The organism is Natrinema hispanicum (assembly GCF_004217335.1).
Taxonomy (GTDB): domain Archaea; phylum Halobacteriota; class Halobacteria; order Halobacteriales; family Natrialbaceae; genus Natrinema; species Natrinema hispanicum.
In genome coordinates this window covers 119027-142712 of record NZ_SHMP01000003.1, presented here as the reverse complement: position 1 = coordinate 142712, position 23686 = coordinate 119027, and the positions used below count along the sequence as shown (strand labels likewise).

Annotated in this window: 25 protein-coding genes and 1 tRNA gene; 13 read left to right on the top strand and 13 right to left on the bottom strand. The window is 64.6% G+C overall.

The annotated features are described in order from the left end of the window. Nucleotides 1–30: 30 nt before the first annotated feature. The 6 genes from speB to BDK88_RS01390 all read right to left on the bottom strand — a co-directional run bounded on the left by speB (nucleotide 31) and on the right by BDK88_RS01390 (nucleotide 5772). Nucleotides 31–888, bottom strand: coding sequence for an agmatinase (gene speB / locus BDK88_RS01415; RefSeq protein ID WP_130498831.1), 858 nt, complete (start codon nucleotides 886–888; stop codon nucleotides 31–33). Further along, nucleotides 888–1262, bottom strand: a complete 375-nt coding sequence (locus BDK88_RS01410) for a translation initiation factor IF-5A (protein ID WP_008011277.1) — start codon at nucleotides 1260–1262, stop codon at nucleotides 888–890. Before BDK88_RS01410 ends, speB begins: the two co-directional genes overlap by 1 nt. Nucleotides 1263–1569: 307 nt before the next feature. Further along, the gene (locus BDK88_RS01405; protein WP_130498830.1) at nucleotides 1570–2484 is read right to left on the bottom strand and encodes a hypothetical protein; all 915 of its coding nucleotides are present in this window, start codon (nucleotides 2482–2484) and stop codon (nucleotides 1570–1572) included. A gap of 69 nt (nucleotides 2485–2553) precedes the next feature. Continuing rightward, entirely contained in the window at nucleotides 2554–3627 is a 1074-nt protein-coding gene (locus BDK88_RS01400; RefSeq protein WP_130498829.1) for an enolase-like domain-containing protein, read from the bottom strand. A gap of 59 nt (nucleotides 3628–3686) precedes the next feature. Continuing rightward, nucleotides 3687–5333 (bottom strand): ABC1 kinase family protein, encoded by a 1647-nt coding sequence (locus tag BDK88_RS01395; protein WP_130499762.1) that lies wholly within the window; start codon nucleotides 5331–5333, stop codon nucleotides 3687–3689. A 76-nt stretch (nucleotides 5334–5409) separates the two neighbouring features. Then, the gene (locus BDK88_RS01390) at nucleotides 5410–5772 is read right to left on the bottom strand and encodes an Hsp20/alpha crystallin family protein (RefSeq protein ID WP_130498828.1); all 363 of its coding nucleotides are present in this window, start codon (nucleotides 5770–5772) and stop codon (nucleotides 5410–5412) included. Nucleotides 5773–5872: 100 nt separating this feature from the next. Between BDK88_RS01390 and BDK88_RS01385 the strand changes: the two genes are divergently transcribed. Together BDK88_RS01385 and BDK88_RS01380 are read left to right on the top strand one after the other, a co-directional pair. Next, on the top strand, nucleotides 5873–7180 hold the full coding sequence (locus tag BDK88_RS01385; RefSeq protein WP_130498827.1) for a molybdopterin molybdotransferase MoeA: 1308 nt from the start codon (nucleotides 5873–5875) through the stop codon (nucleotides 7178–7180). Between the two features lie 75 nt (nucleotides 7181–7255). After that, nucleotides 7256–7606, top strand: a complete 351-nt coding sequence (locus BDK88_RS01380) for a nuclear transport factor 2 family protein (protein WP_130498826.1) — start codon at nucleotides 7256–7258, stop codon at nucleotides 7604–7606. An 84-nt stretch (nucleotides 7607–7690) separates the two neighbouring features. Here BDK88_RS01380 and BDK88_RS01375 read toward each other — a convergent pair whose 3' ends face one another. Further along, on the bottom strand, nucleotides 7691–8818 hold the full coding sequence (locus BDK88_RS01375) for a serine hydrolase domain-containing protein (protein WP_130498825.1): 1128 nt from the start codon (nucleotides 8816–8818) through the stop codon (nucleotides 7691–7693). Between the two features lie 55 nt (nucleotides 8819–8873). After that, a complete protein-coding gene (locus BDK88_RS01370) occupies nucleotides 8874–10352 on the bottom strand; it encodes an MATE family efflux transporter (protein ID WP_130498824.1) in 1479 nt (492 codons plus the stop codon). Nucleotides 10353–10540: 188 nt separating this feature from the next. On the opposite strand from BDK88_RS01370, the gene BDK88_RS01365 reads away from it, so the two are divergent. Continuing rightward, nucleotides 10541–12448, top strand: coding sequence for a molybdopterin biosynthesis protein (locus BDK88_RS01365; protein ID WP_130498823.1), 1908 nt, complete (start codon nucleotides 10541–10543; stop codon nucleotides 12446–12448). Nucleotides 12449–12594: 146 nt separating this feature from the next. Here BDK88_RS01365 and BDK88_RS01360 read toward each other — a convergent pair whose 3' ends face one another. Beyond that, on the bottom strand, nucleotides 12595–12780 hold the full coding sequence (locus tag BDK88_RS01360) for a hypothetical protein (protein WP_130498822.1): 186 nt from the start codon (nucleotides 12778–12780) through the stop codon (nucleotides 12595–12597). Between the two features lie 118 nt (nucleotides 12781–12898). Here BDK88_RS01360 and BDK88_RS01355 point away from each other — a divergent pair, with 118 nt between their 5' ends. Continuing rightward, the gene (locus BDK88_RS01355; RefSeq protein WP_130498821.1) at nucleotides 12899–13867 is read left to right on the top strand and encodes an ABC transporter substrate-binding protein; all 969 of its coding nucleotides are present in this window, start codon (nucleotides 12899–12901) and stop codon (nucleotides 13865–13867) included. Next, nucleotides 13864–14301 carry a desampylase gene (locus tag BDK88_RS01350; RefSeq protein ID WP_130498820.1) on the top strand — a complete coding sequence of 146 codons (438 nt, stop codon included), beginning with the start codon at nucleotides 13864–13866 and terminating at the stop codon, nucleotides 14299–14301. The genes BDK88_RS01355 and BDK88_RS01350 overlap by 4 nt, the downstream gene beginning before the upstream one ends. A gap of 6 nt (nucleotides 14302–14307) precedes the next feature. On the opposite strand, the gene BDK88_RS01345 is transcribed toward BDK88_RS01350, so the two are convergent. After that, on the bottom strand, nucleotides 14308–14748 hold the full coding sequence (locus BDK88_RS01345) for a hypothetical protein (protein ID WP_130498819.1): 441 nt from the start codon (nucleotides 14746–14748) through the stop codon (nucleotides 14308–14310). Nucleotides 14749–14825: 77 nt separating this feature from the next. Beyond that, nucleotides 14826–16340: a sulfatase-like hydrolase/transferase gene (locus tag BDK88_RS01340; protein WP_130498818.1), complete on the bottom strand. Its 1515-nt coding sequence runs from the start codon at nucleotides 16338–16340 to the stop codon at nucleotides 14826–14828. A gap of 92 nt (nucleotides 16341–16432) precedes the next feature. On the opposite strand from BDK88_RS01340, the gene BDK88_RS01335 reads away from it, so the two are divergent. Together BDK88_RS01335 and citZ are read left to right on the top strand one after the other, a co-directional pair. Then, complete coding sequence (locus BDK88_RS01335; RefSeq protein WP_130498817.1) at nucleotides 16433–16666, top strand: hypothetical protein; 234 nt, start codon at nucleotides 16433–16435, stop codon at nucleotides 16664–16666. A 248-nt stretch (nucleotides 16667–16914) separates the two neighbouring features. Next, entirely contained in the window at nucleotides 16915–18063 is a 1149-nt protein-coding gene (gene citZ, locus BDK88_RS01330; RefSeq protein WP_130498816.1) for a citrate synthase, read from the top strand. Nucleotides 18064–18178: 115 nt separating this feature from the next. Here citZ and BDK88_RS01325 read toward each other — a convergent pair whose 3' ends face one another. Both BDK88_RS01325 and BDK88_RS01320 read right to left on the bottom strand, forming a co-directional pair. Next, on the bottom strand, nucleotides 18179–18517 hold the full coding sequence (locus tag BDK88_RS01325) for a hypothetical protein (RefSeq protein WP_130498815.1): 339 nt from the start codon (nucleotides 18515–18517) through the stop codon (nucleotides 18179–18181). Continuing rightward, nucleotides 18514–19587, bottom strand: a complete 1074-nt coding sequence (locus BDK88_RS01320; protein ID WP_130498814.1) for a DUF7490 domain-containing protein — start codon at nucleotides 19585–19587, stop codon at nucleotides 18514–18516. The genes BDK88_RS01325 and BDK88_RS01320 overlap by 4 nt, the downstream gene beginning before the upstream one ends. Nucleotides 19588–19702: 115 nt before the next feature. On the opposite strand from BDK88_RS01320, the gene BDK88_RS01315 reads away from it, so the two are divergent. The 6 genes from BDK88_RS01315 (at nucleotide 19703) to BDK88_RS01290 (ending at nucleotide 23655) form a co-directional block, all read left to right on the top strand. Then, a complete protein-coding gene (locus tag BDK88_RS01315) occupies nucleotides 19703–20107 on the top strand; it encodes a gamma-glutamylcyclotransferase family protein (RefSeq protein WP_130499761.1) in 405 nt (134 codons plus the stop codon). 259 nt (nucleotides 20108–20366) lie between these two features. After that, entirely contained in the window at nucleotides 20367–21578 is a 1212-nt protein-coding gene (gene ilvA, locus BDK88_RS01310; protein ID WP_130498813.1) for a threonine ammonia-lyase, read from the top strand. 53 nt (nucleotides 21579–21631) lie between these two features. Beyond that, nucleotides 21632–22012 carry a Rid family detoxifying hydrolase gene (locus BDK88_RS01305; protein WP_130498812.1) on the top strand — a complete coding sequence of 127 codons (381 nt, stop codon included), beginning with the start codon at nucleotides 21632–21634 and terminating at the stop codon, nucleotides 22010–22012. 15 nt (nucleotides 22013–22027) lie between these two features. After that, nucleotides 22028–22273, top strand: coding sequence for a hypothetical protein (locus BDK88_RS01300; protein WP_207225242.1), 246 nt, complete (start codon nucleotides 22028–22030; stop codon nucleotides 22271–22273). Nucleotides 22274–22320: 47 nt separating this feature from the next. After that, nucleotides 22321–22401 (top strand) — tRNA-Ser (locus BDK88_RS01295). A 540-nt stretch (nucleotides 22402–22941) separates the two neighbouring features. Further along, entirely contained in the window at nucleotides 22942–23655 is a 714-nt protein-coding gene (locus BDK88_RS01290; protein ID WP_130498811.1) for an SOS response-associated peptidase, read from the top strand. Nucleotides 23656–23686 lie beyond the last annotated feature (31 nt).

Sequence of the window (23686 nt, the reverse complement as noted above, 5' to 3'; positions counted from 1 at the left end):
GAAAAACGTGCGCTCTCGCGTGGCCGATGGCTATGTGTCGACGCCGCTGGCGTGCGAAAAGACGAACTCGCGGACGAGTTTGGCGGCCAGTGCGGCTGCCTGCCCGTCGTCGCGGTCGTTGACTTCGACGGCGTCGAAGCCGTCGGCGTGGGGTGCAACCGAACGGACGACGTCGCGGAGTTCCCGTGGCTCGAGGCCGAACGGTTCGGTCGTCCCGGTGCCCGGCGCGAAGCCGGGATCGGCGGCGTCGATGTCGACGCTCAAGTAGACCTCGCGACCGGCGAGTCGATCGCCAGGATCCCAGTCAGCCACGTCTTCGGGCGGCACCACGGTCACGTCGTCCGCCCCGGCACGCTCCCACTCGGCTTCGCTGCCGGTGCGCGCGCCGAGGATGATCGCTTCTTCGACGGCGTCGACGTCCTCGAGAATCCGTCGGGTGACAGCGGCGTGGGACAGTTGATTGCCGTCGTAGTCGTCATAGAGGTCGAGGTGGGCGTCGAGGCAGACGAACACGTCAGGTTCGACCGCGCGTGCGCCCGCGAGCGAGACAGTGTGTTCGCCCCCCAGTAGCAGGGGGACGGCGTCGTTCCAGACGGCCTCGCGCAGCGTACTCGTCAGGTACTCGAGGTACTCCTGCACGTCGTCCCACGCGCGGACGTCGCCGCGGTCGACGACGCCCAACTCGGAGAAATGCTGGCCTGTTCGGTGGTCGTAATCGTCGAACGGTTCGGCAAAAGTGCGGATCCGGCGGGGCCCGAATCGGGTCCCCGGTTGAAAGGTCGTCGTGGCGTCCAGCGGCGCACCGACGACCACGAAGTTCGCATCTCCACGGTCGGCATCGGCCGCCGCGTCGATCCCCTCGCGTTCGTCAGCCGCCCCGGGAAACATTAGACGATCTTTCGCTGGTCTTCCATCTCGAGGTACTCGATGTTCTCGTCGGGCGAGACATCGATGTCCTCGGGGACACGCATCGTGATCGTCTCGTAGGTCTCTAAGTCCATGACCTGCATGTCGTCGCCGTCTACCGAGACGACCTGCCCGTTTTTGCGCTCGATGATCGGGACCCAGATCTTCGCGTCGACGGGCTGGGAGAGCGAGCGCTTCTTGCCGTCGAAGACGCCTTCGGCCTCGACGCGAGCCTTGGCGCTACCGTGTTTGCCTGGCTTGGCCGTGGAGTAGGCGTTGATCTTACACGGCGTATCGTCGATCATCACGTAGCTGCCTTCCTGGAGATCGCGAACTTCGGTCTGCTGTTTCGCCATGTCCCGGCGTAATCAACCGACGGTCATAAACCGTTTGGAATGGCCGCTGGAGCCTGTTTGGTGTGCTAACAGGACTATCTCCGTCACTGCGAGGTCGGATCTGGCCGTCTCGAGGCCACAGCGAACGCGCCGTTTGGCGAGCGACGAATCCCCAGCTATTTTACAGCGGATTCAAAACCTGTGGAACGTCCGGGAAAAACTCACATCCAGGCTGGACCACAGCACTCACATCCATCCAGTCCACCCCGGACTTCTCAACCTTGTCACCGTCCCGTAAAGTGTTGGTGGCCGAACAGACGTCCGCCTCTCAGCGGAGTTGTAGCCAGGTAAGATATTTCGGGGTCGAAACCAGCAGACACACCGAACCGACGACGAGGTAGGCGAGTGCCCGGCGACCGAGACGGCGAATAACCGCCGCTTGCTCGCCCGCGGTGACGTGTGTTGCCAGCGATCCGTCGTCGATCATTCGCCCGTCGGCGTCGACGTCGCCGACGATCGTGACGGTGTCGCCAGACGCGACCACACCCTCGCTGTATCGGTGGTCAGTGCCGCCGACGTCGGTATCCGCCAGTCGCTCGAGGCGGCCGGGTGCCGGGTCGTCCGGCGGCTGGATGGTCGAATCCGACCGCGCGATGTCGACGTGTGCACTGTCGGGATCGACCATTACGTCGCTGTATTCGGCGTCTCGTTTGACGCGGAACGGAACGCCGCCCGACCCCGATCGGGCCATCGTCCACCCGCTATCGCCGCCGAACCGGTCGTTCGCCTCGAGCGTCCAGGCCCAGCAGACGGCCGGCCGCTCGAACACGGGACTTGGCTCTGGCTCGCCGTCAGCGGTCGGGACGGCGCGGCCGGTCGCAACGATTTCGCCCGGCGGTTCGCACTTGCCAGTCCGAAGCCGGTGGACGCGGCGGCCGACGAGGAGGCCGCCGACGATGGCGGCACAGCCGACGGTCGTCCCGCCGATGAGCAACATTCCGACGAGGCCGACCGCCCGGACCTCGCGGTGTCCCATCGAGGCCTCAAGCGGCAGGTCTCCCACGGCGGCCAAGAGGACACACGCGAGGAGGGCCGCCGTCCACGTAATCGCGAGTGGCCGCATCGGCACGTGAAAGCGCCGGCGAAACGTCCGTCGTCGGTGGTCGACGAAAAGCGGAGCGAGCGCGAACACCACGACGTGAAACGCCACCAGTAGCGCGACGAGTCCTGTGAGTCCGTCCATCGACACCGATGACGTTCCGCTCGAGTGACTATAGCCCTGTTGTCATGATCTGACCGGACGGGACAGCCGCTACCAGCGGAACCCGACGGACGCGGCCGGCTCGAGCGGACTCGCCGGCAGCCCGTCACCGACTGCGGGCTCGTTGTACGCCCGCGGGGCAACGTCGTTGGGGCTGTCGGGATAGCACAGCGAGGCCAGCGTCTGAATCTGCCCGCGACCCACGCCGAGTTCGAATTGACCGCCGCCGTACAGCCGAATCCCGCGCTCGTTGCAGTAGGAAATCGTCTCGAGCAGCGATTCAAGTGAACCAAAACGCGACGGTTTGATGTTCAGCCAGTCGGGCTCCCACGGCAGCGCCTCGACATCTTCGAGGCCGTGAATCGGGGCGTCCCAGGAGACGCGTGATCGAACGCCTGCGTCCTCGAACAGCGGCCGCGTCTCGTCGGTCAGCGCTGGATCCTCGATGATGGCCTTTGGGAATCCCTCGAGAACGAGTTCATATAGTTCGGGATCGGCCGGGACGTCGACCTCAGTGCCTTCGTACTGGCCTTTCAGATCGAGAATTCGAACCGAATCAGTGCCGACCGTTTCGTCGATGGCAGTGACGAGATCAGCGTCCCACTCGGATGTCGGATCGAGCTTGAATTCGAGGTCGGGGACCTGCTCGCACAGGACCTCGAGTCGGTCGGTCGTCGGCGGCTCGCCGAGGCGGGTGCTGGCCACGAACCGAACCGGCTCGAGCGACCGCTCGAGGACGCTCGCAACGTCCGTCTCGGCCTGTCGCAGCGCAAGATCGAGCGCCGCACTCTCGATGCCCCACCGCCGGTAGTTGCGAAAGACCTCACGGTCGGGTGCACCGCCGGGAAAGAGATCGAGGTCAGTGAGTCGCTTGGAAAACGACTCGAACGTGTAGTCGCCGGTGAGTTCCGGCAGGCCAGTCTCAGCCAGCCGGTCGTGATCTTCGGTTTCGTAGGTCACGTCCTCGCCGCGTCCCGTAACTGTCCCGTCGCCGTTCGGTGTCGGTCCTGAAAGCGCAAATTCAGTCGTTACACGGGTAAAGTCGCTCGAGGTCTCGCGCTCGTGGCGCTCGCTTGCGACCGACTCGATCGTCAGCGGCAGGTCGGCGATCCGATCGTAGTCCATAGCTGTGTTTCGATCCGACACCGGAAGAAACGTTGGGCGGCCTCACGGTGGAAGGCGTGTCATTCCTCGCCGCGGCGCTGGCGGAGGTTCTGGCGCGTAAACTGTGGCCGCGCACCGATCGATTTGGGTGAGCGAAACGACCGGTAGAGCTGAATCAACACAATCACTGAGAAAGCCGCTGCGACGATCGATCCGGCGGGGGCCTCGAGCGCGTAGAGGACGCCGGTCGAGAACAGCGACATCGTCAACAGCATGCCGTAGATCATGCGCTTGGCGAGCTTCTCAAAGACCTTGTCCGAGTCCTCGACGCCGATGCGGAGGTAGAGGTCGTCACGGTCGAGTCGGTCGAGTGCGCGCTCGGTCTTGGGTGCGAGTCGAGTCAGCGACTCGCCACTGCGGCGGAGCTGTTGGCCCGTCTCGTCGATGTAGTTTCGGATGGTTTCCTCGCGATACCCTTCTTCGGTCAGGAAGTCGGTCGCCGTCGCGATGAAATCGAAGTCCTCATCGAGGGTGACACAGACGCCTTCGACGACGGTCGCGACCCGGAGGACGAGCGCGAGGTTTTTCGGAAGCCGGAACGGAAACTCGTAGATCGAGTCCTCGATCTGGCCGACGATCTGGTTGACCCGGTACTGTTCGACGTCCTCGCCGCGGGCGTCCTGGATGGCGATTTCCATCACCTCGGACATCACACCGCGGTCAGCGTCGGGCGACAGCGTCCCGATCTCAACCAGGGCGTCGAGGATGCCGTCGATGTCCTGGTTGGCGACGGCGACGTAGAAGTCGACGATCTTGTCCTGAATGAACGAATCGACCCGTCCCGACATCCCGAAGTCGTAGAAGACGATCTGCCCTTCGTCGGTCACCGCGAGGTTACCGGGGTGAGGATCGGCGTGGAAGACCCCATCGTCGATGATCATCTGGAGATACGACCGTTCCAAGTTCTCTGCAATCTGCGTTCGGTCGATCCCTTTGCGCTCGAGTTCCTCGAGGTCGTTGATTTTCGTCCCGCCGACGTACTCCATCGTGAGCACGCGCGAGTCGGAATGGCTCTCGATCACGGCGGGAATGCGAAACCGGTCATCGTCCGCGAAGTTCGCGCGGATCTCGGTTAGCATCTCGGCTTCGCGCTCGTAATCCATCTCCTCGCGGATCGTCTTCGAGAATTCGTCAGCGAGGTTCTCGAGCGAGAACGCGCGCGCTTCGCCGACGAAATACAGCAGGATCGGCAGCGACCACTTGATGACCCGCAGATCGGCGTTGACGAGTGATTCGATGTTCGGACGGCGGATCTTCACGGCGACCTCGCGACTGGCTCCGTCGGGCGGGTCGGCCCGCGTCCGCTCCGTTTCGGGGTCGAGTCGCGCCCGATAGACCTGTCCCAGACTCGCGCCGCTGATCGGCTCGGTATCGAATTCCGCAAAGCGCTCATCGACGGGGCCGAGTTCGTCCTCGAGCACCTGTTTCGCCTCGGGCCACGGTGCCGGCGGCACGGCGTCTTGCAGCGACGCGAGGGTGTCGATGTACGCCGGTGGGAGGATGTCGGGACGGGTCGACAGCAACTGCCCGAGTTTGATAAACGTCGGCCCCAGCGTCAACAGCGACTCGAGCAACCGCTCGGCCCGGCGGCTGTGGGTCTCGTGGTCGACCTGCCGGGGACGGCCAAACAGGAGAAAGCGCCGCCGGTCACGGGCGTAGGCGAGCAACAGCGGCAGGAACTGCCATGCGACGATGACGAAGCGCTTGTATGCGCGAAGAGAGGCCAGTCTCACTCACCCCGTGTTAGGCATCTTCGTCGACGATTTCGATCGTCGTCTCGTCGCTGGCACCTCGTTTTGACAGCACCAACTCGAGGACGCCCCGGTCGACCGTCGCCTCGGCGTTGGCGTCGGATGCGTCGTCGGGCAGCGGGAGGTCGACATCGAGAAAGAGCGAGCGGTTCTCCTCGATGTACTGGTAGTCTTCGGTCGGCTCCTTTTCCCTGGTGGCATCGATGGAGATGCAGCCGTCCTCGATCGCGAGGTCGAGCGACTCGGCGGTGACTCCAGGGACGTCGAGTACGAGCAGGTAGGCGTCTTCGCTTTCGAGTAGATCGAAGAAGACGTCCTCGGAGAGGTCCCGCAACGCGTCGCGGAGCGCTGACATGGATACAGGTTTGAACGCCGCTACGAAAAACCCCGCGGTCGCGGCGATTTGCCCTCCACGGCCCCCCACGCTTTTGGCGTCCGGCGACTCGAGTCACCGTATGGAAGGAGCGGACCGCGAGCGCACGGAAGCCGGGTTCAAGGTGCGGACGCCGGTCGCCGAGGCGCGCCGGATTCTCAGAGAGGCTGTCGCAGATCGTGGGGACGCCGATGTCCCCTGTGGGACCGAGACCGTCGACGTCGCGCGTGCTGACGGCCGCGTTCTTGCCGCGCCCGTTACAGCCGCCCGAAACGTCCCCCACTATCGACGCGCAGCGATGGACGGCTACGCCGTCCGGGCCGCGGACACCTTCGGGGCCAGCGGGCGCTCCCCGGAGGTGTTGGAACTCATCGAGCCCGACGCAGTCGACGAGGACCACGCTACTGCCGACCGTATCGAACCGGGGACGGCCGCGCGGGTCCACACCGGCAGTGCCCTCCCCGAGGGAGCCGACGCCGTCGTCATGATCGAACGTGTCACCGAACGCGAATCGATCGGCGACCTCGAGGTCGAAGACGCCCTCGCGGAGGGCGAAAACGTCGCGCCGATCGGCGAGGACATCGAGGAGGGGCAACAGCTCTACGAGGCGGGCCATCGGCTCCGCCCGTCCGATCTGGGCCTGCTGCGGTCGGCGGGCTACGGACAGGTTGCGGTCGCACAGCAACCGACGGTCGGCGTCGTTCCAACCGGCGAGGAACTGGTCGAGGCCGATCCCGATCCCGGCGAGGTCGTCGAGACCAACGGACTCACCGTGTCGCGGCTGGCCCAGCGCTGGGGCGCTCGCGCCACGTACCGCGATGTGGTCACCGACGATCCCGAGTCGCTGCGCGTGGCCATCCAGCGCGATCTCACCAAGGATGTGGTCGTCACGACTGGGGGTTCTTCGGTCGGTGAGCGGGACTTGCTGCCGGAAGTGATCGACGACCTGGGTGAGGTGCTGGTCCACGGCGTCGGGCTCAAACCCGGCCACCCGGTCTGTCTGGGGATCGTCGAAGACACGCCCGTACTCGCACTGCCCGGCTATCCAGTCGCCTGCATCATCAACGCCGTCCAGTTCCTGCGGCCGACGTTGCGCTGGCTCGAGGGCACAGAACCCGACCCCCACCCGACGACACAGGCCCGACTCGAGCGCAAGATTCCGAGCGAGCCCGGGACGCGGACGTTCGCACGCGTCCGACTCGAGGCCCGCAACGAGGACGACCTGGCTCGCGACGAGCCCAACTATGCGGCGATTCCGACCCGGGCAAGCGGGTCGGGCGTGCTCTCGAGCGTCGCGCTGGCGGATGGCTGGGTGGTCGTCGACGACGACCGCGAGGGGATTCCGGCCGGCGAGACGGTCGCGGTGCAAAACTGGGAAGTCAATCCATAGGTGTCCGCGAGGCGTCACCGTCCTTACACAATCTTGATAGTGGCATGTGTTGCCACTCCTCTGTGAGGATTCCACATGGCCACAACTGAAGATGTACTTGACCACCACCTGACGACCTTCGCCGAGCAGGATCTCGAGGGAGTCATGGCCGACTACACCGACGAGTCGGTCGTCGTGACGAACATGGGGATGTTCCGGGGCCTCGCGGAGATCGAGGGGCTCTTCGAGGACCTTTTCGCGGAGTTCGCGCACGAGGAAGCCACGATCGACGTCGGCCAGCAGACCGTCGAAGACGAGTTCGCCTACATCGTCTGGCACGGCGAATCGCCGGAGAACGTCTACGAGTTCGCGACGGACACGTTCTACATCCCTGACGACGAGATCCTGTTCCAGACCTTCGCCGGAAAAGTCGTCCCGAAGGACTGAGACGGACTCCTGTCAGTCAGTTCCGGCGTGTCCGCGACCCGTCCTGCGGAGACGCCGGTACATCGGTACAGCAGACCGTATGAGCTACCGAAGCGCGAGCCGAACGGCGTCGGCCAGCGCGTTCACGCGGGCGAGGTGTTCGTACGACCCGTCGCGGACCCCGTTCGTGACGTACGAGAAGCCGACGTTTTCTTCGGGATCGGCCCAGCCGACGCTGCTCCCGAGGCCGGCGTGACCGAAGACGTGCTCGGGCGAGAGCGAGCCATAGGGCGCGATCGTCGTCCCCCCTTTCCAGAAGCCGAGGGCAAACCGCGCCTCGCGGTCGAGCGTCCCGTCGGATTCCGTCTCGGCCTCGAGACGCGTCATCCGCTCGACGGTCTCGGGCTCGAGCAGGCGGGTCCCCTCGAGTTCGCCGCCGTTGGCCAGACAGGCATAAAAGCGGGCCATGTCGCGGGCGGTGCCGATTCCGTTGGCCGCGGGGACTACTGCCCGGTGGACCGTCTTGGCGTTGAACGGGGCCGCGACCGCGGCGTTGTCGCCGAGTCCTTCACCGGGGTCTCGACAACGGTCGAACGGCTCGAAGCCGACGACCGTCGCCACGTCGTCGTCCTCGCCTTCCCGGAGGCCGATGCCCGTCCGTGCCATATCGAGCGGCCCGAAGACGCGGTCGGCGGCAGCGCGTTCGATCGACGTCCCGGAGACGCGGCGGACGAGTTCGCCGACCAGCCAGCCGAAGGTCAGCGCGTGATAGGCCGGCACCTCGCCCGGCGGCGAGAGCGGGTCTTGGTCCTCGAGCGTCTCGACGACGGTGTCCCAGTCGCTCCAGACGGTCGGCCGATCGTCGATCGTACTCTTTTGCAGTCCTGCGGTGTGGCTGAGCACCTGCCGGACGGTGATGGCGGCCTTGTCGGTGCCTTTCTCGGCGAATTCGGGCCAGTGGTCGACGACGCGGTCGTCGTACGCGAGCGCACCCTCCTCGACGAGCGAGTGCAGTGTCACCGCGGCGTAGGGTTTCGTACACGAGAACAGTACGTGACGCGTCTCGTGGGTCTCCCTGTCGCCGTCGGGTCCCGTCGTGCCACCCGCGAGGTCGATGATGAGTTCGCCGTCGACGTAGACGGCCAGTTGTGCCCCATGATGGAGGCCGACCTCGAGGTGGCGATCGAAGAGGGCGGCGATGCGCTCGCGGTCGGATTCGGCAAGCCGTGACATACCATGTGCAACCAGCAGCGGGATTGTAATCGTTCCGCTCGAGACAGTCAGCCAACTAGTCGCCCGCCGACGAGTCGGGCCGATACGCCCGGCTGATCGTCTTCCAGTGGCCGGTCGTAAACCGATAGTACGTGACCACGGCGGGGACGAACGTCTCGAGGAGCAACGCGGCGTAGAGCGCGCCGATTCCGAGCGGCGTCACGGCCTCGAGGAACGGAACCGGGATCGAGACGGCACCGACCAGAGCGACGGGAAGCGCAAAGCCATACAGCCCGAGTACCTGCCCGTAGAACGGCCAACGGGTGTCGCCGCTGGCGCGGAGTGGGCCGGTCGCGCCGCCGCTGATGCCGCGGAAGACGACGCTGACGCAGGCGACGGCGATAAACGCGCTCACGAGCGGCAGGATCGATGGATCGGACACGAACAGGTGACCGACCTGCTCGGCGAAGCCGAACACGAGCGCCGCGCTGACGACGTAGACGCCAGTTCCAAACCAGAGCACCTCGCGACCGTAGGCATCCGCGTCCCCTTCGTCACCGGTGCCTAACTCCTGACCAACCAGACTGCTCGAGGCCAGCGAGAACCCCCAGCCGGGCGTGTCCATCAGGTCCCGGACGCGCCGGGCGACGACGTAGGCGGCGAGGACGTTCGGGCCGAAGAGCGCGACGATCGCGAGCATCGGGAACTGGGCGGCCCGCCGTGAGACGTTGGTAAACACCAGCGGCATCCCGATGGTGAGCACGTCGCGGATCTCGTCGCCCGTCACGAACGGCCACGCGATACTTATCGTCACGGGGAACGTGCCGATCAGCGGCAGCCGGCCGACCGTGAAACCGATGCCGAACGCCGCCAAGACGAGCGCGTTCGCGACGACGGTGCCAATCGCCGCGCCGACAACGCCCAGCTCGAGGACGAAGAGCAACACCGCGTTGAGCGCCACGTTGACGACTGCGCCGCCCGCTCGAAGGACCATGGGCGTCCACGCGTCGTCGGCCCCGACGAGCGTCCGACTGCCGATGAGATTCAGTCCCGCCAGCGGGACGCCGACGGCGACAACCCGGAGGTAGTCCGCCCCGAAGGCGATCGCAGCGGCATCGTCGCCGACGAGTGCGATCAGTCGCTCAGCACCCACCCCGTAAACGGCAGCGAGCGGCAGTAAGATCAGGGCAACGATGACGCCGCTCGTCGTCACCGCCCGCGAGAGGCCCGCAGCGGTCCCACCGCTGTATCGCTGGGAGACCAGACTAATGGTCGCGCCGGCGACCCCGCCGCCAACCGCAAAGGCGAGCCCCCAGTAGGGGGTTGCCAGCCCGACGCCGGCGATCGCCGCCGGCCCGAGTGCGATCCCGACCATCGCGACATCCGCCGCGGATTTGGACATTCGCGCGATTCCCGTGACGATGCGGGGCCAGGCGAGGTCAGTCGTCCGCTCGGCGCGTCGCGCGTCGATCACGCCGACCCGTGCGAGCAGGTAGCCGACCGCGAGCAGCAGCCACCGGACGGGGTTTGGAACGTCGCTCGAGCGAAAAGCCACGACGAATCGTTCGTGACCAGACGCTAAAACCCTTCATATGTCCTCTCGTTTCGGGACAAACTGCCACATGAAGCGAGTATTATAAAACGAACGTTTATCGAAGATGCCGATTGACCAGGGGGCTGCCATATCGTGTCGAACCGGCGCGTTCGACCGACGTTTTTAGCCTCGGCTCCCGAAAGGCCGGTATGAACCGCAAGGAATTTCGCGATCTCGCCACGTCCGCGGAGGCACGCGAGGCGATCGACTCGCTGGCGCTCGAGGCTGGCATCGAACGCGTCCCGCTCGCGGAGGCGCGGGGTCGGGTGCTGGTGGCGCGACTCGACGCCGAACTCGACGTCCCGGGATTCGACCGGGCGAGTCTCGACGGCTACGCGCTCCGAGCCCGAGATACGTTCGGCGCTGACGAGGCCGATCCCGCTCGGCTCGCGGTCGTCGGCGAGGTCCACGCCGGCGAGGAGCCGGACGTCGCACTCGAGGAGGGACAGGCAGTCGAAATCTCAACGGGTGCGGTGATGCCCGACGGTGCCGATGCGATGGTCCCCGTCGAACGTACGGATCGCGTCGACGGTCCGTCGACGGACCGAGCAAGCGGTGAAACCGCGAGCACCGACACGGATTCTGGTGGTGACGATGTCCTGATCCGTACCTCGGTCGCCCCCGGTGACAACGTCATGTTCGCCGGTGCGGACGTCGCCGCAGGCGAGCGCGCACTCGGTCCTGGAACGCAGATTACGCCTCGAGATATCGGCCTGCTGTCGGCGCTGGGGGTCGACGAGGTCCCAGTCCGGGCTAAGCCGCGTGTCGGCATCGTCTCGACCGGCGACGAACTCGTGCGGCCGGGCGGGGACCTCGCGAGCGAGCGCGGGGAGATCTACGACGTCAACAGCTACACGATCGCCGCAGGTGTCGAAGATGCGGGTGGCGAGGCCGTTCTCTATCCCCACGCTGGCGACGAGCAAGACGAGATGGAGCGGATTCTCCGCGAGGCTGCCGACGAGTGTGATCTCGTCCTCTCCTCGGGGTCGACCAGCGCGAGCGCGGTCGACGTCATCTACCGCGTTATCGAGGAACAAGGCGAGTTACTGCTCCACGGGGTGAGCGTCAAGCCGGGCAAACCGATGCTGATCGGGCGGTTGGATAATTCTGCTTACGTCGGTCTCCCGGGCTATCCCGTCTCCGCGATGATGGTCTTTCGCACCTTTGTTGCGCCGGCGATCCGCGAGGCCGCCGGACTCCCTGAACCCGCGTCGGCGACCGTCGCCGGCCGGCTGGCCCGACAGGAACGCTACGAGGAAGGCCGTCATCGGCTCATGCCCGTCGGCTTAGTCACCGATGGCGACGGTGAAACGCTCGTCTATCCCGTCGACAAAGGCAGCGGCGCGACGACCAGCCTGGCCGACGCCGACGGCGTCGTGGAAGTCGGCCCTGAAACCGACTATCTCGAGCAAGGCGAGCCTGTCACCGCCACGCTGTTCTCGCCGGACGTCCGACCGCCGACCCTGTTCGGCGTCGGCGAGGACGACCCGACCGTGTCGCGACTGCTCGACGGTCTCGAAAATCCACGCTACCTCTCGGTCGGTAGCCGGCCGGGCCTTCGGCGGCTCCGCGAAGGCGTTCCCGACGTGGCCGTGGTCGCGGGGCCGCTCGAGGCCGACATCGAGACGACCGAACTCGGCCGCTGGGAGCGCGAGTGGGGGCTGGTCGTCCGCGCCGGTAATCCCGACGAGCTCGAGGGACTCGCAGATTTGGTCGACCGCGACCGACGCTTCGTCAACCGGACGACCGACTCGGGGCTGCGCTCGAGTCTGGACGCCGCGGTAGCTGCCCTCGCGGACGACCGGGGGACGACCAGACGCGACCTGACCGACGCGATCGACGGCTACGACCTCGGGCTGCGTGCCCACGAGAGTCCCGCCCGGAAAGTCATCGCGGGCGACGCCGACGCGGGCCTTGGCCTCCGCGAGACTGCCGACCGACTCGATCTGGGCTTCGTCCCCCTCGGCGAGCAGCCGGTGTGCGTGTTGGCAAACCCCGATCGGACGGAAAAGGATGGGGTTCGGGAACTCGAGGAAGCGCTCGCGGACGTGCAGTAACTGTCGGCTCGAGGCGGGACTCGAGCGATACGGTGGCGCTCCGACACCAAGTCGACTGCCCACTCATACGGTCTGCTGCCAGTCATTTCCGGTGCAACCGCGACCCATCCTGGGGTTGCACCGGTAAATCGGTACAGCAGACCGTATTAGCTCTCCCCCTCGGTGTCGTCGGGCCGCGTCGCTTCCTGCCACGACGAGGCGTCGAAAAACGACTGCAGCGCCATCAACACGCCGACGTACGTGCCGAACGCGACGACGACGACCGGAACGATGATCGCGAGTACCAGTCCGCCGAGGGGGTTCGCACCGAGCAGCTGTAAGAGAACTGCCATACCCTTCCCAGGGCGGACGGCGATGATATATCGTTCGAATGCGTCCGCGTTCGCGAGCGCCCGCGAGGCCAGCTAGCCGACGGGGCTGCTTTTGGTTTCTCGCTCCCTACGAAGAGCCATGCAAATCGTCACGACGCTCCCGTCGGCAACCGAGATGGTGGCTGCACTGGGACTCGAGCCGGTCGGCGTCTCCCACGAGTGTGACTATCCGCCGAGTGCGGCGGAAGCCCCCGCTGTCACTCGGTCGCGAATTAATGCCGACGAGTCGGCCTCGAGCGCCGAGATCGACCGCCAGGTCCTCGAGATCGCCACGACCGAGGACGGCGTCTACGAGATCGACGTCGAGACGCTCGACGATCTCGACCCGGACGTGATCGTCACACAGGGGATGTGTGACGTCTGTGCGGTCGACGAGACCGTCGTCGCCGACGCTGTCGATCGGATTGCGGCCGATCCCAAGGTCGTGCCGACCGACCCACACAGCGTCGGCGACGTGCTTGACGACATCGAGCGGATCGGTCGTGCGGTCGACCGCGAAGCGCGCGCTCGCGAGGTCCGCGCCGACCTCGAGTCTCGCATCGACGCCATCCGGGAGCGAACTGCCGATATCGACGCCGCTGACCGCCCACGGGTGGCGATCTTCGACTGGACCGAGCCCGCGATGATTGCGGGCCACTGGACGGCCGAACTCGTCGACTGGGCCGGCGGTGCGTACGGACTGGCCGATGTCGGCGCGCGTTCACGACCGCGCGAGTGGGAAGAAATCCGTGACTACGATCCCGAAATCGTGATCGTCGCGCCCTGTGGCTTCGGCCTCGAGCAGATCGCACGCAACAGGACGGACCTCACCGACCGCGACGGGTGGGACGCGCTCACGGCAGTGAGGGAGAACCGCGTCTGGGCGATGGACGGCGACCACTACCTCAATCGGCCCGGCCCGCGGCTGGTGGACACGCTCGAGGCGCTCGCGGCGATCGTCCAGCCCGACCGATTCGACGGCCCCGATTCGGATATTGCGGTTCCGTTCGACGAGCTTGCAGGGCTCGAGTCGGTTTCGGACACCTCGGCACCTGGCTCGGGTTCGTGATCGTCCTGCCGACCGCTATCCGTGAGGCAATCCGTGAGCGCGCTCGCGAGGGCAGCCCCGAAGAGATCTGTGGCGTCCTCGGCGGCACGTACGAGCCCGAGGGGACGAGTCGCGTCCGCTCGCAGTACCCCGCAGACAACGTCGCCGAGAATCCGCGAACGCGCTACGAGATCGACCCCGAACAGCAGTTGGCGATCTTCGACCGCCTCGAGGCTCGCGGCGAGGAAATCGTCGGTTTCTATCACTCCCATCCCCGCGGCCCGGCCCATCCGAGCGACACCGACGCTGCGCTGGCGACGTGGCCCGATCGATCGTACGTGATCGTCTCGCTCGAGCCCCGCGAACTCGGCTCGTGGCGCTGGCGGGCACACGCCGACCGTGACGGTGCAGACGCCGACGGCCGATTCGAGCGCGAACGGCTCGTCGTCGACTGACCTCGCTCAGTTATCTACGTCGTCCTCGAGTTCGTCGGCCTTGTTCCGCGCCTCAGCGGCTTGCTCGCGGAACTCTTCGATCCGCTGGCTGAGCTTCTTCCCGGCGATGTATTTGAACTCGTCGGGCATCATTCCATACTCGATATCGAGCGTGATCATCGTATCACAGCCTTCGACGATCTCTGGGGCCCAGCTTCCCTGTGCCAGCTTCGACTCGTCCGTGACGACCGCCTCGCCGTCCTCGACGTCGATGAAGGCAGTCACGATGTTCCAGATGTTCGGATTGCTCGAGCTGGCCTCGTCGAACAGCCCCTCGAGTCGCGACTCCTTGAGCTCCTCGTCGCGGAGCTCTTCGAGGAGGTCCTCGAGGGCGTCGGCTATTTCCTCGTGTTCGGCGGCTTCCTCGCGAAGCTCGGCCGGTGACTCGTCTGCACTGTGCTCGGTCATCGGCGATCCCCCACCACGTTGCTGTCCGCGATCATAAACGAGGGTACCCGCTTCGAGACCGTAAACGTACGCTTCCGTTACGACGCGTCCTCGAGCGCGTCAGTCACCCACATACGGTTCGGATCTTCTGTTCTGTCCATCCATTTAATAAGTCGTTGTCTCATCTCCCGTCGCACAGCATTGTATTCGGGATCATCGATCAAATTCTGTAACTCGGCGGGGTCGGCCTCGAGATCGTACAGTTCATCGATGTCGGGACCGTTGTAGACGTACTTGTACTGGTCCGTGCGGACCATCCGCTGACTGTAGAGGCCGAACTCGTCGCCGTGGTACTGGCCGAAGATCGATCGGGGCCAGTAGCCCGATTTCCCGTACCTCCCGTTAGTTATGTCAATTTCTGCAGGATCTTCTGACACGGGATCGAGAAACGGCACAAGACTCCGCGAATCGAACGTATCTGGGATGTCGACGCCGCAAATTTCGAGAAACGTCGCCGCGAGATCGTGTAAGTAAACCGGGGACTCACAGGACGACTGAGTCTTGAACTTGGGCCCGCGGATCTGAAGCGGAATCCGGTAGGTGTCGTCGTACATTATCGGGCCCTTGTTGAACTGGCGGTGATGCCCGACGAAATCACCGTGATCCGCCGCGTGAACGACGACCGTGTCGCTGGTCATCCCATGGATATCGAGCGCGTCAAGAATCCGCTTGAGTTGCCGCTCGATGAGCGTAATAAAGCCCCAGTACTTCGCGATTACCTCCGCCCACAGGTCCCAATCGAAGCCGTCGACGCCGCGGTAGGCGAGGTAGTTCTCGTGGACGCGGGGCTTGTCGTCGTACGTCTCGGCGTAGCTGTCGGGTCGCTCGATGTCGTCTGGATCGTACAGCGAGGCGTAGGGTTCTGGGACGACATAGGGATGGTGGGGGCCGTAGAAATCAGTCCGATGGAAGAACGGCGTGTATCGACTTCCGTTGGCGTATTCTTCGATCCGCTCGATGGTCCGTTGGGCGGTAAACCAGGCCCGGGTATCCTCGACATCGATCGGTGCTGTGGCGGCGACGAGCGTCCCCTCGCTGGCGTCTCGTGGATCCTCACCGGTGTAGATTTGATCCTCGAGGAAGGGCTCACCGAGGGGGACGCCGCGTTCCTTGCGATACTCACGGAACGCCGCGTCAATATCGTCGTGGTGTCTGTCACTGCCGCCGAGATACGAAAATCCGAAGTCCTCCGGCGTCTGGTCGCGACCCACGTGCCATTTCCCGATGTAACTGAGATTGTAGCCGTTATTGGCGAGTTCCTCCGAAAACGTCGGGAAGTCGGTCGGCAGGTTCGGCTGGAGCGCGTCCGGCTCGTGGCAGTTGTTCAGCATGCCGTGGCGGTGGGGAAACTGCCCGGTCAGCAAGGAGGCGCGGGCACTCGAGCAGATGCTGATCGGTGTGAACGCCTGCTCGAAGCGGACGCCTTCGCGCGAGAGCCGGTCGCTTCCCGGCGTCTTGACCTGTGGATCGCCGGGTGCGCTAGCGTCGTATCGCTCTTGGTCAGTCAGGACGAGCAAGATGTTCGGGCGGCTGTCCGCGTCAGCGTCGGCCATCACGCATCGTACACCGACCCTGTAGTTAATGATGTAACCTGAACGTGGCCGCTCGACAGGGATCATAAGACGCCGCCGTATGAACCCAACCGTTGATTTATCCACCGTTCGATGGGCAAGACGTGCCGAGCGCGTACTGTGGTGAGTGTGAGTGGCAGTATCGGACCAAGGGGGACGACGCGGTTGCACTGAGCCGCGCGATGATCGACCATTTCGTCGAGACGGGCCATTCGCCTGTCGAGCGGTGTGACGCTGGAGACCGCTCTTCGACCGACGACCTCCTCGAGCCAGCGGATCGGACAGCGACGCGCACACGCGATTGCTGACTGCTCGTCTCGTGGGGTCGCTGAACGAACTCGGGTCGTAGCCATCGCTGGGTGAATCTCACAGGATGTGACCGATTGTCTATCAGTGCCGGTCAACAGCGTCGCATAACTGACTGTTTGTCCACTACAATTCGGAAACGTACTTTACTCTCGAGTGAAAAGGTGATGCCAGCCAGCGATTTGGCGTGCTATCATCCGACACCGACCAAACGATAATACTTTTCCATTAGGGTCCGAAATCCCTGAGTATGTCTGACGACCTCAAGAAAGGGCTCGAGGGTGTGTTAGTCGCTGAATCGGGACTCAGCTCGATCGACGGCGATGCGGGCCGGCTGATCTATCGCGGCTACACGATCGAGGACCTCGCGCGCGGCGCGAGCTACGAGGAAGTTCTGTACCTGCTCTGGAACGGTCACCTCCCGACCGAAGACGAACTCGAGCCGTTCGCGGACGCGCTCATGGAAGAACGCGAGGTCAGTGAGGACGTCCTCGCGACGATGGAACGGCTCGCCGCGGCCGACGAAGAGCCGATGGCGGCGCTGCGAACTGCAGTCTCGATGTTCTCGGCCACTGAACCCGAAACGGATGCCGACCCAGACGACCTCGAGGCGACGCTCCGGAAGGGTCGTCGGATCACGGCCAAGATCCCGACCGCGCTCGCGGCCTTCGAGCGCTACCGACTCGGCGAGGGGCCGGTCGATCCCCACCCCGACCTCGGGCTCGCGGCGAACTTCCTCTACATGCTGACCGGCGAGGTGCCCGACGATATCGCCGCCGAGACGTTCGATCAGGCGCTCATTCTGCACGCCGACCACGGCCTGAACGCCTCGACGTTTACCTCGATGGTCATCGGCTCGACGATGGCCGACATCTACAGCGCCGTCACCGGCGGCATCAGCGCCCTTTCGGGGCCGCTCCACGGCGGTGCAAACCAGGATGTCATGGAAGTCCTCATCGAGATCGACGAAAGCGACTTAGACCACCGCGAGTGGGTCGAGCAAGCCACTGACGAAGGACGACGCATCCCCGGCTTCGGCCACCGCGTCTACAACGTTAAAGACCCGCGCGCGAAGATCCTCCAGGAACGCAGCGAGGAACTCGCGAACAACGGCGAGGACAAGTGGTACAAGTACACCACCACCATCGAACAGTACCTCTCCGAGGAGAAGGGCCTCACCGAGAAGGGCATCGCCCCCAACGTCGACTTCTACTCGGGCTCGGTCTACTACCAGCTCGGCATCCCGATCGACATGTACACGCCCATCTTCGCGATGAGCCGCGCCGGTGGCTGGATCGCCCACGTCCTCGAGTACCAGGAGGACAACCGCCTCATCCGTCCGCGCGCCCGCTACACCGGCCCGGAGGACCAGGAGTTCGTTCCGATCGAGGAACGGTAACGCCGTTTCCGTCGCGTTTTTTGTCTTCAGTTTCCGACCATCTCAGACTGTAAGCGCCGCCGCTCGTTGCAAACGACACGAACGACAAAACGGTTTGATTCCCGCTCGCAGCCGGTCACTTCAGCTCGCGAACGAGCAGCGAGATGCCGATCAGTGACGTCAGGAGGACGGCGAGGTTGAATGCGGCGCGGATCGGCGGCTGGAACTTGGGATCGACCCAGAGCTCAATGGTGCTGGTAACGCTCCCGTAAAACTGAAACAGGGCGAACACGGCCACCAGCGAGCAGACGGCGAGCGCGCCCCAGGCGAGATAGCGATGGATCTCGTTGGAGCGTGGATCGAATCCGCTGATGGCGTTCGATTTGGCTGTCGTCTGAGCGCCATCGCGTTGGTGTGGCTGTTGATCGGTCGTCTGGTCAGTGTCGGTCGTCGGCTGTGTCGATGTATCAGTCATTGGAACCTCCGTGCAAGCGCGATCGTGGCGAGGACTGCAACAGCGGTGACGGCGATCCCGAACCCAGGTGTTCCGTCCCCACTCGATTCAGCACTCGCGTCCTCACGTGCGGCATCGCTGTCAGTTTCGGTGCTGCTGTCGGCTGCCTCGTCGTAGGCGTCGGAACTGCTGGCAAAGTCGCTTACTTCGAGCCCGGTTTCACTGGCAGTTTCGTTGACGGACAGCGACCCGGGGCCGAGGTTGGCAGCCGCGCGGTTCGTCCGGACGATCGTGCCGTCCCGCCAGAGGATCGCATCGAGGTAGTAGTCGTACCCCTGCGGGACCTCGAGCCCGACGGTTGGCGACGCGGTTTTCCCGGGCTTGATCGTCGACAGTTCGACGGTCGCGGAGTCTGCGATGACGTTTGACGCTGCCTGGCGGGCGTTCACTTCGAGCTTGAGGTCACGTTCGGCGTTGTCGCCAGTGTTCGTGAGGTAGCTACTGACCTCTAGGGTAGCCGTGTCGGTAGTCGTCGAGTCGATCGAGTAGCCGATCGCAGGGATGTCCGCGGGGCTCCCACCGGCGTCGCCGCCGAAGCGGTGGAACTCGACATCGGTGGCAGCGTACGCGGGCGTCAGCGCGTCGACGCCGTCGACAGTATGGCTGGTCGACTCGGTACGGGTGCCGTTTCGATAGACGAACGTCTCGATCTCGTAGCTGCTCTTGCGGGGGACCGACACCGTATCCGTGACGACGACTTCGTCGCCGTCGGTCAGCGTCTCGACGTCCCGTTCGGTGGTGTCCTCGACGAGACCGGTCTTCGTGTCGGTCGCGCGATGGACGACGGTGACGTTCGTGACGGGGTCGCCACGGTGCTCGAGGTACGTATCGACGGCCAGGGTGGCGGTGCCGCCGGTAACCTCGTCGGCGCTGATCGTGATTTCGGCCAGCGACACGTGGCCGGTGTGCTCGACGTCGGCGGCCGTCTCGGGCTCGCTGGGATCGGACACCGCTCCAGTGAGCGCGAGGGTCGTGACCGCCCCGGTCACGACCACGAGTGTCGCAATGACCAGGAGGGACTCGCGATTCATATCATCTTGCTCATAGCAGTTGTATAAGTGCTTTGTGTAGTCACGATAGAATGAATGCTTGCGTGATGAGACGTGGGGCGGTACGAGCAAGGCGCTGGCGCTAAAACGGGCCACCGTGTTCGTCTTCGTCTACGGAACGCTGACCGATCCCGAGCAAGTCGCGACCGTCCTCGGCGACAGCCCCCAGTACGAGTTCGCCGGCCGCGCGACCCTCGAGGGGTGTCATCGGGTCGACGGCCGATATCCGACGCTCGCACCCGGGGGCAGCGTCGGCGGACGGCTGCTCGCGGTCGACGACGCGGGCCTCGAGCGTCTCGACCGATACGAGGGCGTCGACAGCGGACTCTACGTGCGCGTCGCGGTGCCAGCCGGAAGCGGTGTGGAAGACGTGGACGATCGCTGCTGGGTGTACGTCGGCGACCCCGAGAGACTCGACGTCGACGTGACGTGGCCGGGGGATGGCCCGTTTCGCGACCGCGCCCGACGAGTCGTTTCGCGGCGGGCCGACGTGGTCCGATAGAGCGAATGACGCGTGTCTGTCCCGCGTCTGACGTCTGCTCTAACCCGCCGCTTGCTTGCGGTTTCACTTTCGCCGCGGGTGCATGAGATTTATATACTCTGGGTCCCCTTCTCCATTCGCACGTCACACGCCGTGCATTCCCTGTATTCCCTGTCGTGCTACGTCCTGTAGCACATCCCTGTTGGGGCGACGGTGGGCCCGGAACGGCTCCCCGCTCTCCGACAGTAATCCTTACACCCCACGCCGAGTAGACAGGTGTATGCTCGAACTCGCGGATATTCTCGAGGCGCGCGAGCGGGTCCGGGAGACCTCCCGGCAGACGCCCCTCGAGCATTCACACACCTATTCGGCGATGACCGGAGCCGAGATATATCTCAAACTGGAGAACTTCCAGCGAACGGGGGCGTTCAAGATCCGTGGGGCGACCAACCGGATCGCGACACTTTCCGAAGAGCAAAAGGACGCCGGTGTCGTCACCGCGAGCGCTGGCAACCACGCACAGGGAGTCGCGCTTGCGGCCACGCGATCGGGCGTTGACTCGAAGATCGTCATGCCCGAATACGCGCCGATCTCGAAGGTCAAAGCGACCAAAAGCTACGGTGCCGAGGTCGTGCTCGCGGGCCGGGACTACAACGAGGCTGCTGAGCGCGCCCACGAAATCGAACGCGAGGAAGGCCGAACCTACGTCCACGCCTTCGACGACGAGTACGTGATGGCCGGACAGGGAACGATCGGCCTCGAGATCGTCGAGGACTGCCCCGACGTCGAGACGGTCGTCGTCCCCATCGGCGGTGGCGGGCTAATCAGCGGTATCGCAACCGCGATCAAAGAACAGAAACCGGACACACGTGTCATCGGGGTACAGGCCGAAGGGGCCTCGAGTGCAGCGCCCTCACTCGAAAAGGGCGAACGCGTCTCGATCGACGAGGTCGATACGATCGCCGACGGGATCGCGACCCGCAGCATCGGCGAACAGACCTTTCCCCACATTCAGGAGTACGTCGATGAGATCGTTACCGTCACTGACTCCGAAATCTCTGTCGCCCTTGTCTACCTGCTCGAGCGCTCGAAAACCCTCGTCGAGGGTGCAGGCGCGGTTCCGCTTGCGGCCGTCCTCTTCGAAAAGTTCGATTACGACGAGGACGAGGTCATCGTCCCCGCACTGTGCGGTGGGAACATCGACCTCAATACCCTCACCAACGTCATCGTCCGCGGGCTGGTCGAGACCGGCCGGTATCTGAAGATCAGGACGGTTCTGAAGGATCGCCCAGGAGCGCTCGAGGACCTGCTCGATATCTTCACTGCCCACCGGGCAAACATCTACGCGATCCACCACGATCGGACCTCCCGCGAGGTCGAGATGAGCGACACCGAAGTCGAGATCGAACTCGAGATGCGCGGCCCCGACCACGTCGACGCCTTCCTCGCCGACCTGCGGGACGCGGGCTACGAAGTCGACGTGCTGGCCTGAGTGCGGTCCTCGTTCCACCCCGTTTTAAGCCGACGCCGGCCGAGACGTGGGATATGAAACGTATCATCGACACCGACGACGCCCCTGCTGCGGTCGGTGCGTACAGCCAGGCGACCAGTAACGGCTCGCTGCTCTTTACCGCCGGCCAGATTCCCCTGACGGCCGACGGCGAACTGCTCGACGACGAACCGATCGCGGCCCAGACCGAACAGGCGCTTTACAACCTCGACGCCATTCTCGACGAAGCCGGTGCGTCGTCCGACGACATCCTCAAAGTCTCCGTCTTCCTCGCCGACATCGACGACTTCGAGGCGATGAACGAGGCCTACGCCAACTACTTCGACGACGAGCCGCCGGCCAGAAGCGCCGTCGAAGTCGGCGCGCTCCCGAAGGGCGTCGGCGTCGAGATCGAAGCAATCGCGAGCCTCGAGTGAGGCGGTGACTGGTCCGTGACCGGTTCGCTTTCAGCGCTGTTCGGACTCGAGGCACGCGCCACGTCGGCTCTGCTGTGGGGCATTGTCGGCTGCCTGTCGGTGCTGGTCGGCGTCCAGGGGTATACGCTGCTTGCCGCCCCGCTCGTGACGATCACGCAGGCGCTGGTGCTCGCGTTGCTGGTCGGATTTGTCGTTGCTGGTGGGGCCTATGTGCTCGAGCCACGGCTTGCTGCGTGGGCGGCCAACCGCACGACGGAGTGACCGCATCTCGTAAGGGTTAAACCACGGACGTGGTTAGGATAACCTGAGCCAGGATGGCCGAACGGTAAGGCGCACGCCTGGAAAGCGTGTTCCCTTTGGGATTCTGGGTTCAAATCCCAGTCCTGGCGTTTCTGTCGCGAACAACTTCGTGAGCGACAGATACCTAACGACTGGATTTGAATCAGGGAGGTCGCGCACAGCGAGTGACGCGAGCGACCACGTCCGACCGTGGTTCAAATCCTAGTCCTGGCGTTTTTCGAATCCAACACTCGCGAGCAGCGCGTCGCTGGAGTCACAATTCGGCATTAGTGCGACGCAGTGTTGACGCCGATAGTGTGCCGTGTGAGACAAACGGGTAGGGGTACGCGAAGGAGGCGCTGGATTACTGCTCGAGTTCCACGGGGGAATCGGTCGCGATCCAGCAGTGGGGGTCATCCGGATCTCTGAGTTTCAGAGTACCGCTTTGACACACCACCATTTCGTATCGGTCGTCCATGATGACCCCGACGACAACTCTACTGTGATAGGATATCGTAACGAGGTCCGTACCATCCCCGTACCTGCCGGTAAGGACTGCATACTGACCGCATACCGGCCGATGTCGGCCCGGCCGGTCTCGAGTCGGCGCGAGCGGACGACCTTTGCCCTCACGGCCCAAGTGGACGGATATGTGTGGTCGCTATACGCTTGTCGTCGCGCAAGACGAACTCGAGGCGCGGTTCGACGCCCGGGTCCGCGAGGACGGGGCCGAGTCGAGTTTCAGCCCGCGATATAACATGGCACCCGGACAGCAGCTACCGGTGATCACGAACGAGCAGCCGGAGACGATTCGACGCCTCGAGTGGGGGCTGGTGCCGTCGTGGGCCGACGACGACAGCGGCGGGCTGATCAACGCGCGGGCCGAGTCAGTCGCCGAGAAGCCGAGTTTCCGGGGTGCCTACGAGCAACGGCGGTGTCTCGTTCCCGCGGACGGCTTTTACGAATGGGTCGACACTGCGGAGGGGAAACAGCCCTATCGAGTCAGCTTCGACGACGGCCGGGTGTTCGCGATGGCCGGCCTCTGGGAGCGCTGGGAGCCGGAGACGACCCAGACTGGCCTCGATGCGTTCGGCGGCGGCGTCGCCGACGGGACCGAGTCCGGCCCCCTCGAGACGTTTACCATCATCACCACGGAACCGAACGATCTCGTCGCGGACCTTCATCATCGGATGGCGGTGATTCTTGAGCCCGATACCGAGCAGCGGTGGCTGACGGGCGAGGCCGGCCACGACGTACTCGAGCCGTGTCCGGCCGACGGGATGTGTGCCGAGCCGGTTTCGACCGCAGTCAACGATCCGTCGACCGACGAGCCGTCGCTGATCGAGCCAGTCGAGACAGGCTGACCGACGCCGTCGCGGTTCGCGACGGGACGCG

Excerpts from the sequence above, each read along its gene's own strand:
- speB (WP_130498831.1), bottom strand. The coding sequence starts at position 888 with ATGTTTCCCGGGGCGGCTGACGAACGCGAGGGGATCGACGCGGCGGCC.
- BDK88_RS01410 (WP_008011277.1), bottom strand. The coding sequence starts at position 1,262 with ATGGCGAAACAGCAGACCGAAGTTCGCGATCTCCAGGAAGGCAGCTAC.
- BDK88_RS01405 (WP_130498830.1), bottom strand. The coding sequence starts at position 2,484 with ATGGACGGACTCACAGGACTCGTCGCGCTACTGGTGGCGTTTCACGTC.
- BDK88_RS01400 (WP_130498829.1), bottom strand. The coding sequence starts at position 3,627 with ATGGACTACGATCGGATCGCCGACCTGCCGCTGACGATCGAGTCGGTC.
- BDK88_RS01390 (WP_130498828.1), bottom strand. The coding sequence starts at position 5,772 with ATGTCAGCGCTCCGCGACGCGTTGCGGGACCTCTCCGAGGACGTCTTC.
- BDK88_RS01385 (WP_130498827.1), top strand. The coding sequence starts at position 5,873 with ATGGAAGGAGCGGACCGCGAGCGCACGGAAGCCGGGTTCAAGGTGCGG.
- BDK88_RS01380 (WP_130498826.1), top strand. The coding sequence starts at position 7,256 with ATGGCCACAACTGAAGATGTACTTGACCACCACCTGACGACCTTCGCC.
- BDK88_RS01375 (WP_130498825.1), bottom strand. The coding sequence starts at position 8,818 with ATGTCACGGCTTGCCGAATCCGACCGCGAGCGCATCGCCGCCCTCTTC.
- BDK88_RS01365 (WP_130498823.1), top strand. The coding sequence starts at position 10,541 with ATGAACCGCAAGGAATTTCGCGATCTCGCCACGTCCGCGGAGGCACGC.
- BDK88_RS01360 (WP_130498822.1), bottom strand. The coding sequence starts at position 12,780 with ATGGCAGTTCTCTTACAGCTGCTCGGTGCGAACCCCCTCGGCGGACTG.
- BDK88_RS01355 (WP_130498821.1), top strand. The coding sequence starts at position 12,899 with ATGCAAATCGTCACGACGCTCCCGTCGGCAACCGAGATGGTGGCTGCA.
- BDK88_RS01345 (WP_130498819.1), bottom strand. The coding sequence starts at position 14,748 with ATGACCGAGCACAGTGCAGACGAGTCACCGGCCGAGCTTCGCGAGGAA.
- BDK88_RS01340 (WP_130498818.1), bottom strand. The coding sequence starts at position 16,340 with ATGGCCGACGCTGACGCGGACAGCCGCCCGAACATCTTGCTCGTCCTG.
- citZ (WP_130498816.1), top strand. The coding sequence starts at position 16,915 with ATGTCTGACGACCTCAAGAAAGGGCTCGAGGGTGTGTTAGTCGCTGAA.
- BDK88_RS01325 (WP_130498815.1), bottom strand. The coding sequence starts at position 18,517 with ATGACTGATACATCGACACAGCCGACGACCGACACTGACCAGACGACC.
- BDK88_RS01320 (WP_130498814.1), bottom strand. The coding sequence starts at position 19,587 with ATGAATCGCGAGTCCCTCCTGGTCATTGCGACACTCGTGGTCGTGACC.
- ilvA (WP_130498813.1), top strand. The coding sequence starts at position 20,367 with ATGCTCGAACTCGCGGATATTCTCGAGGCGCGCGAGCGGGTCCGGGAG.
- BDK88_RS01305 (WP_130498812.1), top strand. The coding sequence starts at position 21,632 with ATGAAACGTATCATCGACACCGACGACGCCCCTGCTGCGGTCGGTGCG.
- BDK88_RS01290 (WP_130498811.1), top strand. The coding sequence starts at position 22,942 with ATGTGTGGTCGCTATACGCTTGTCGTCGCGCAAGACGAACTCGAGGCG.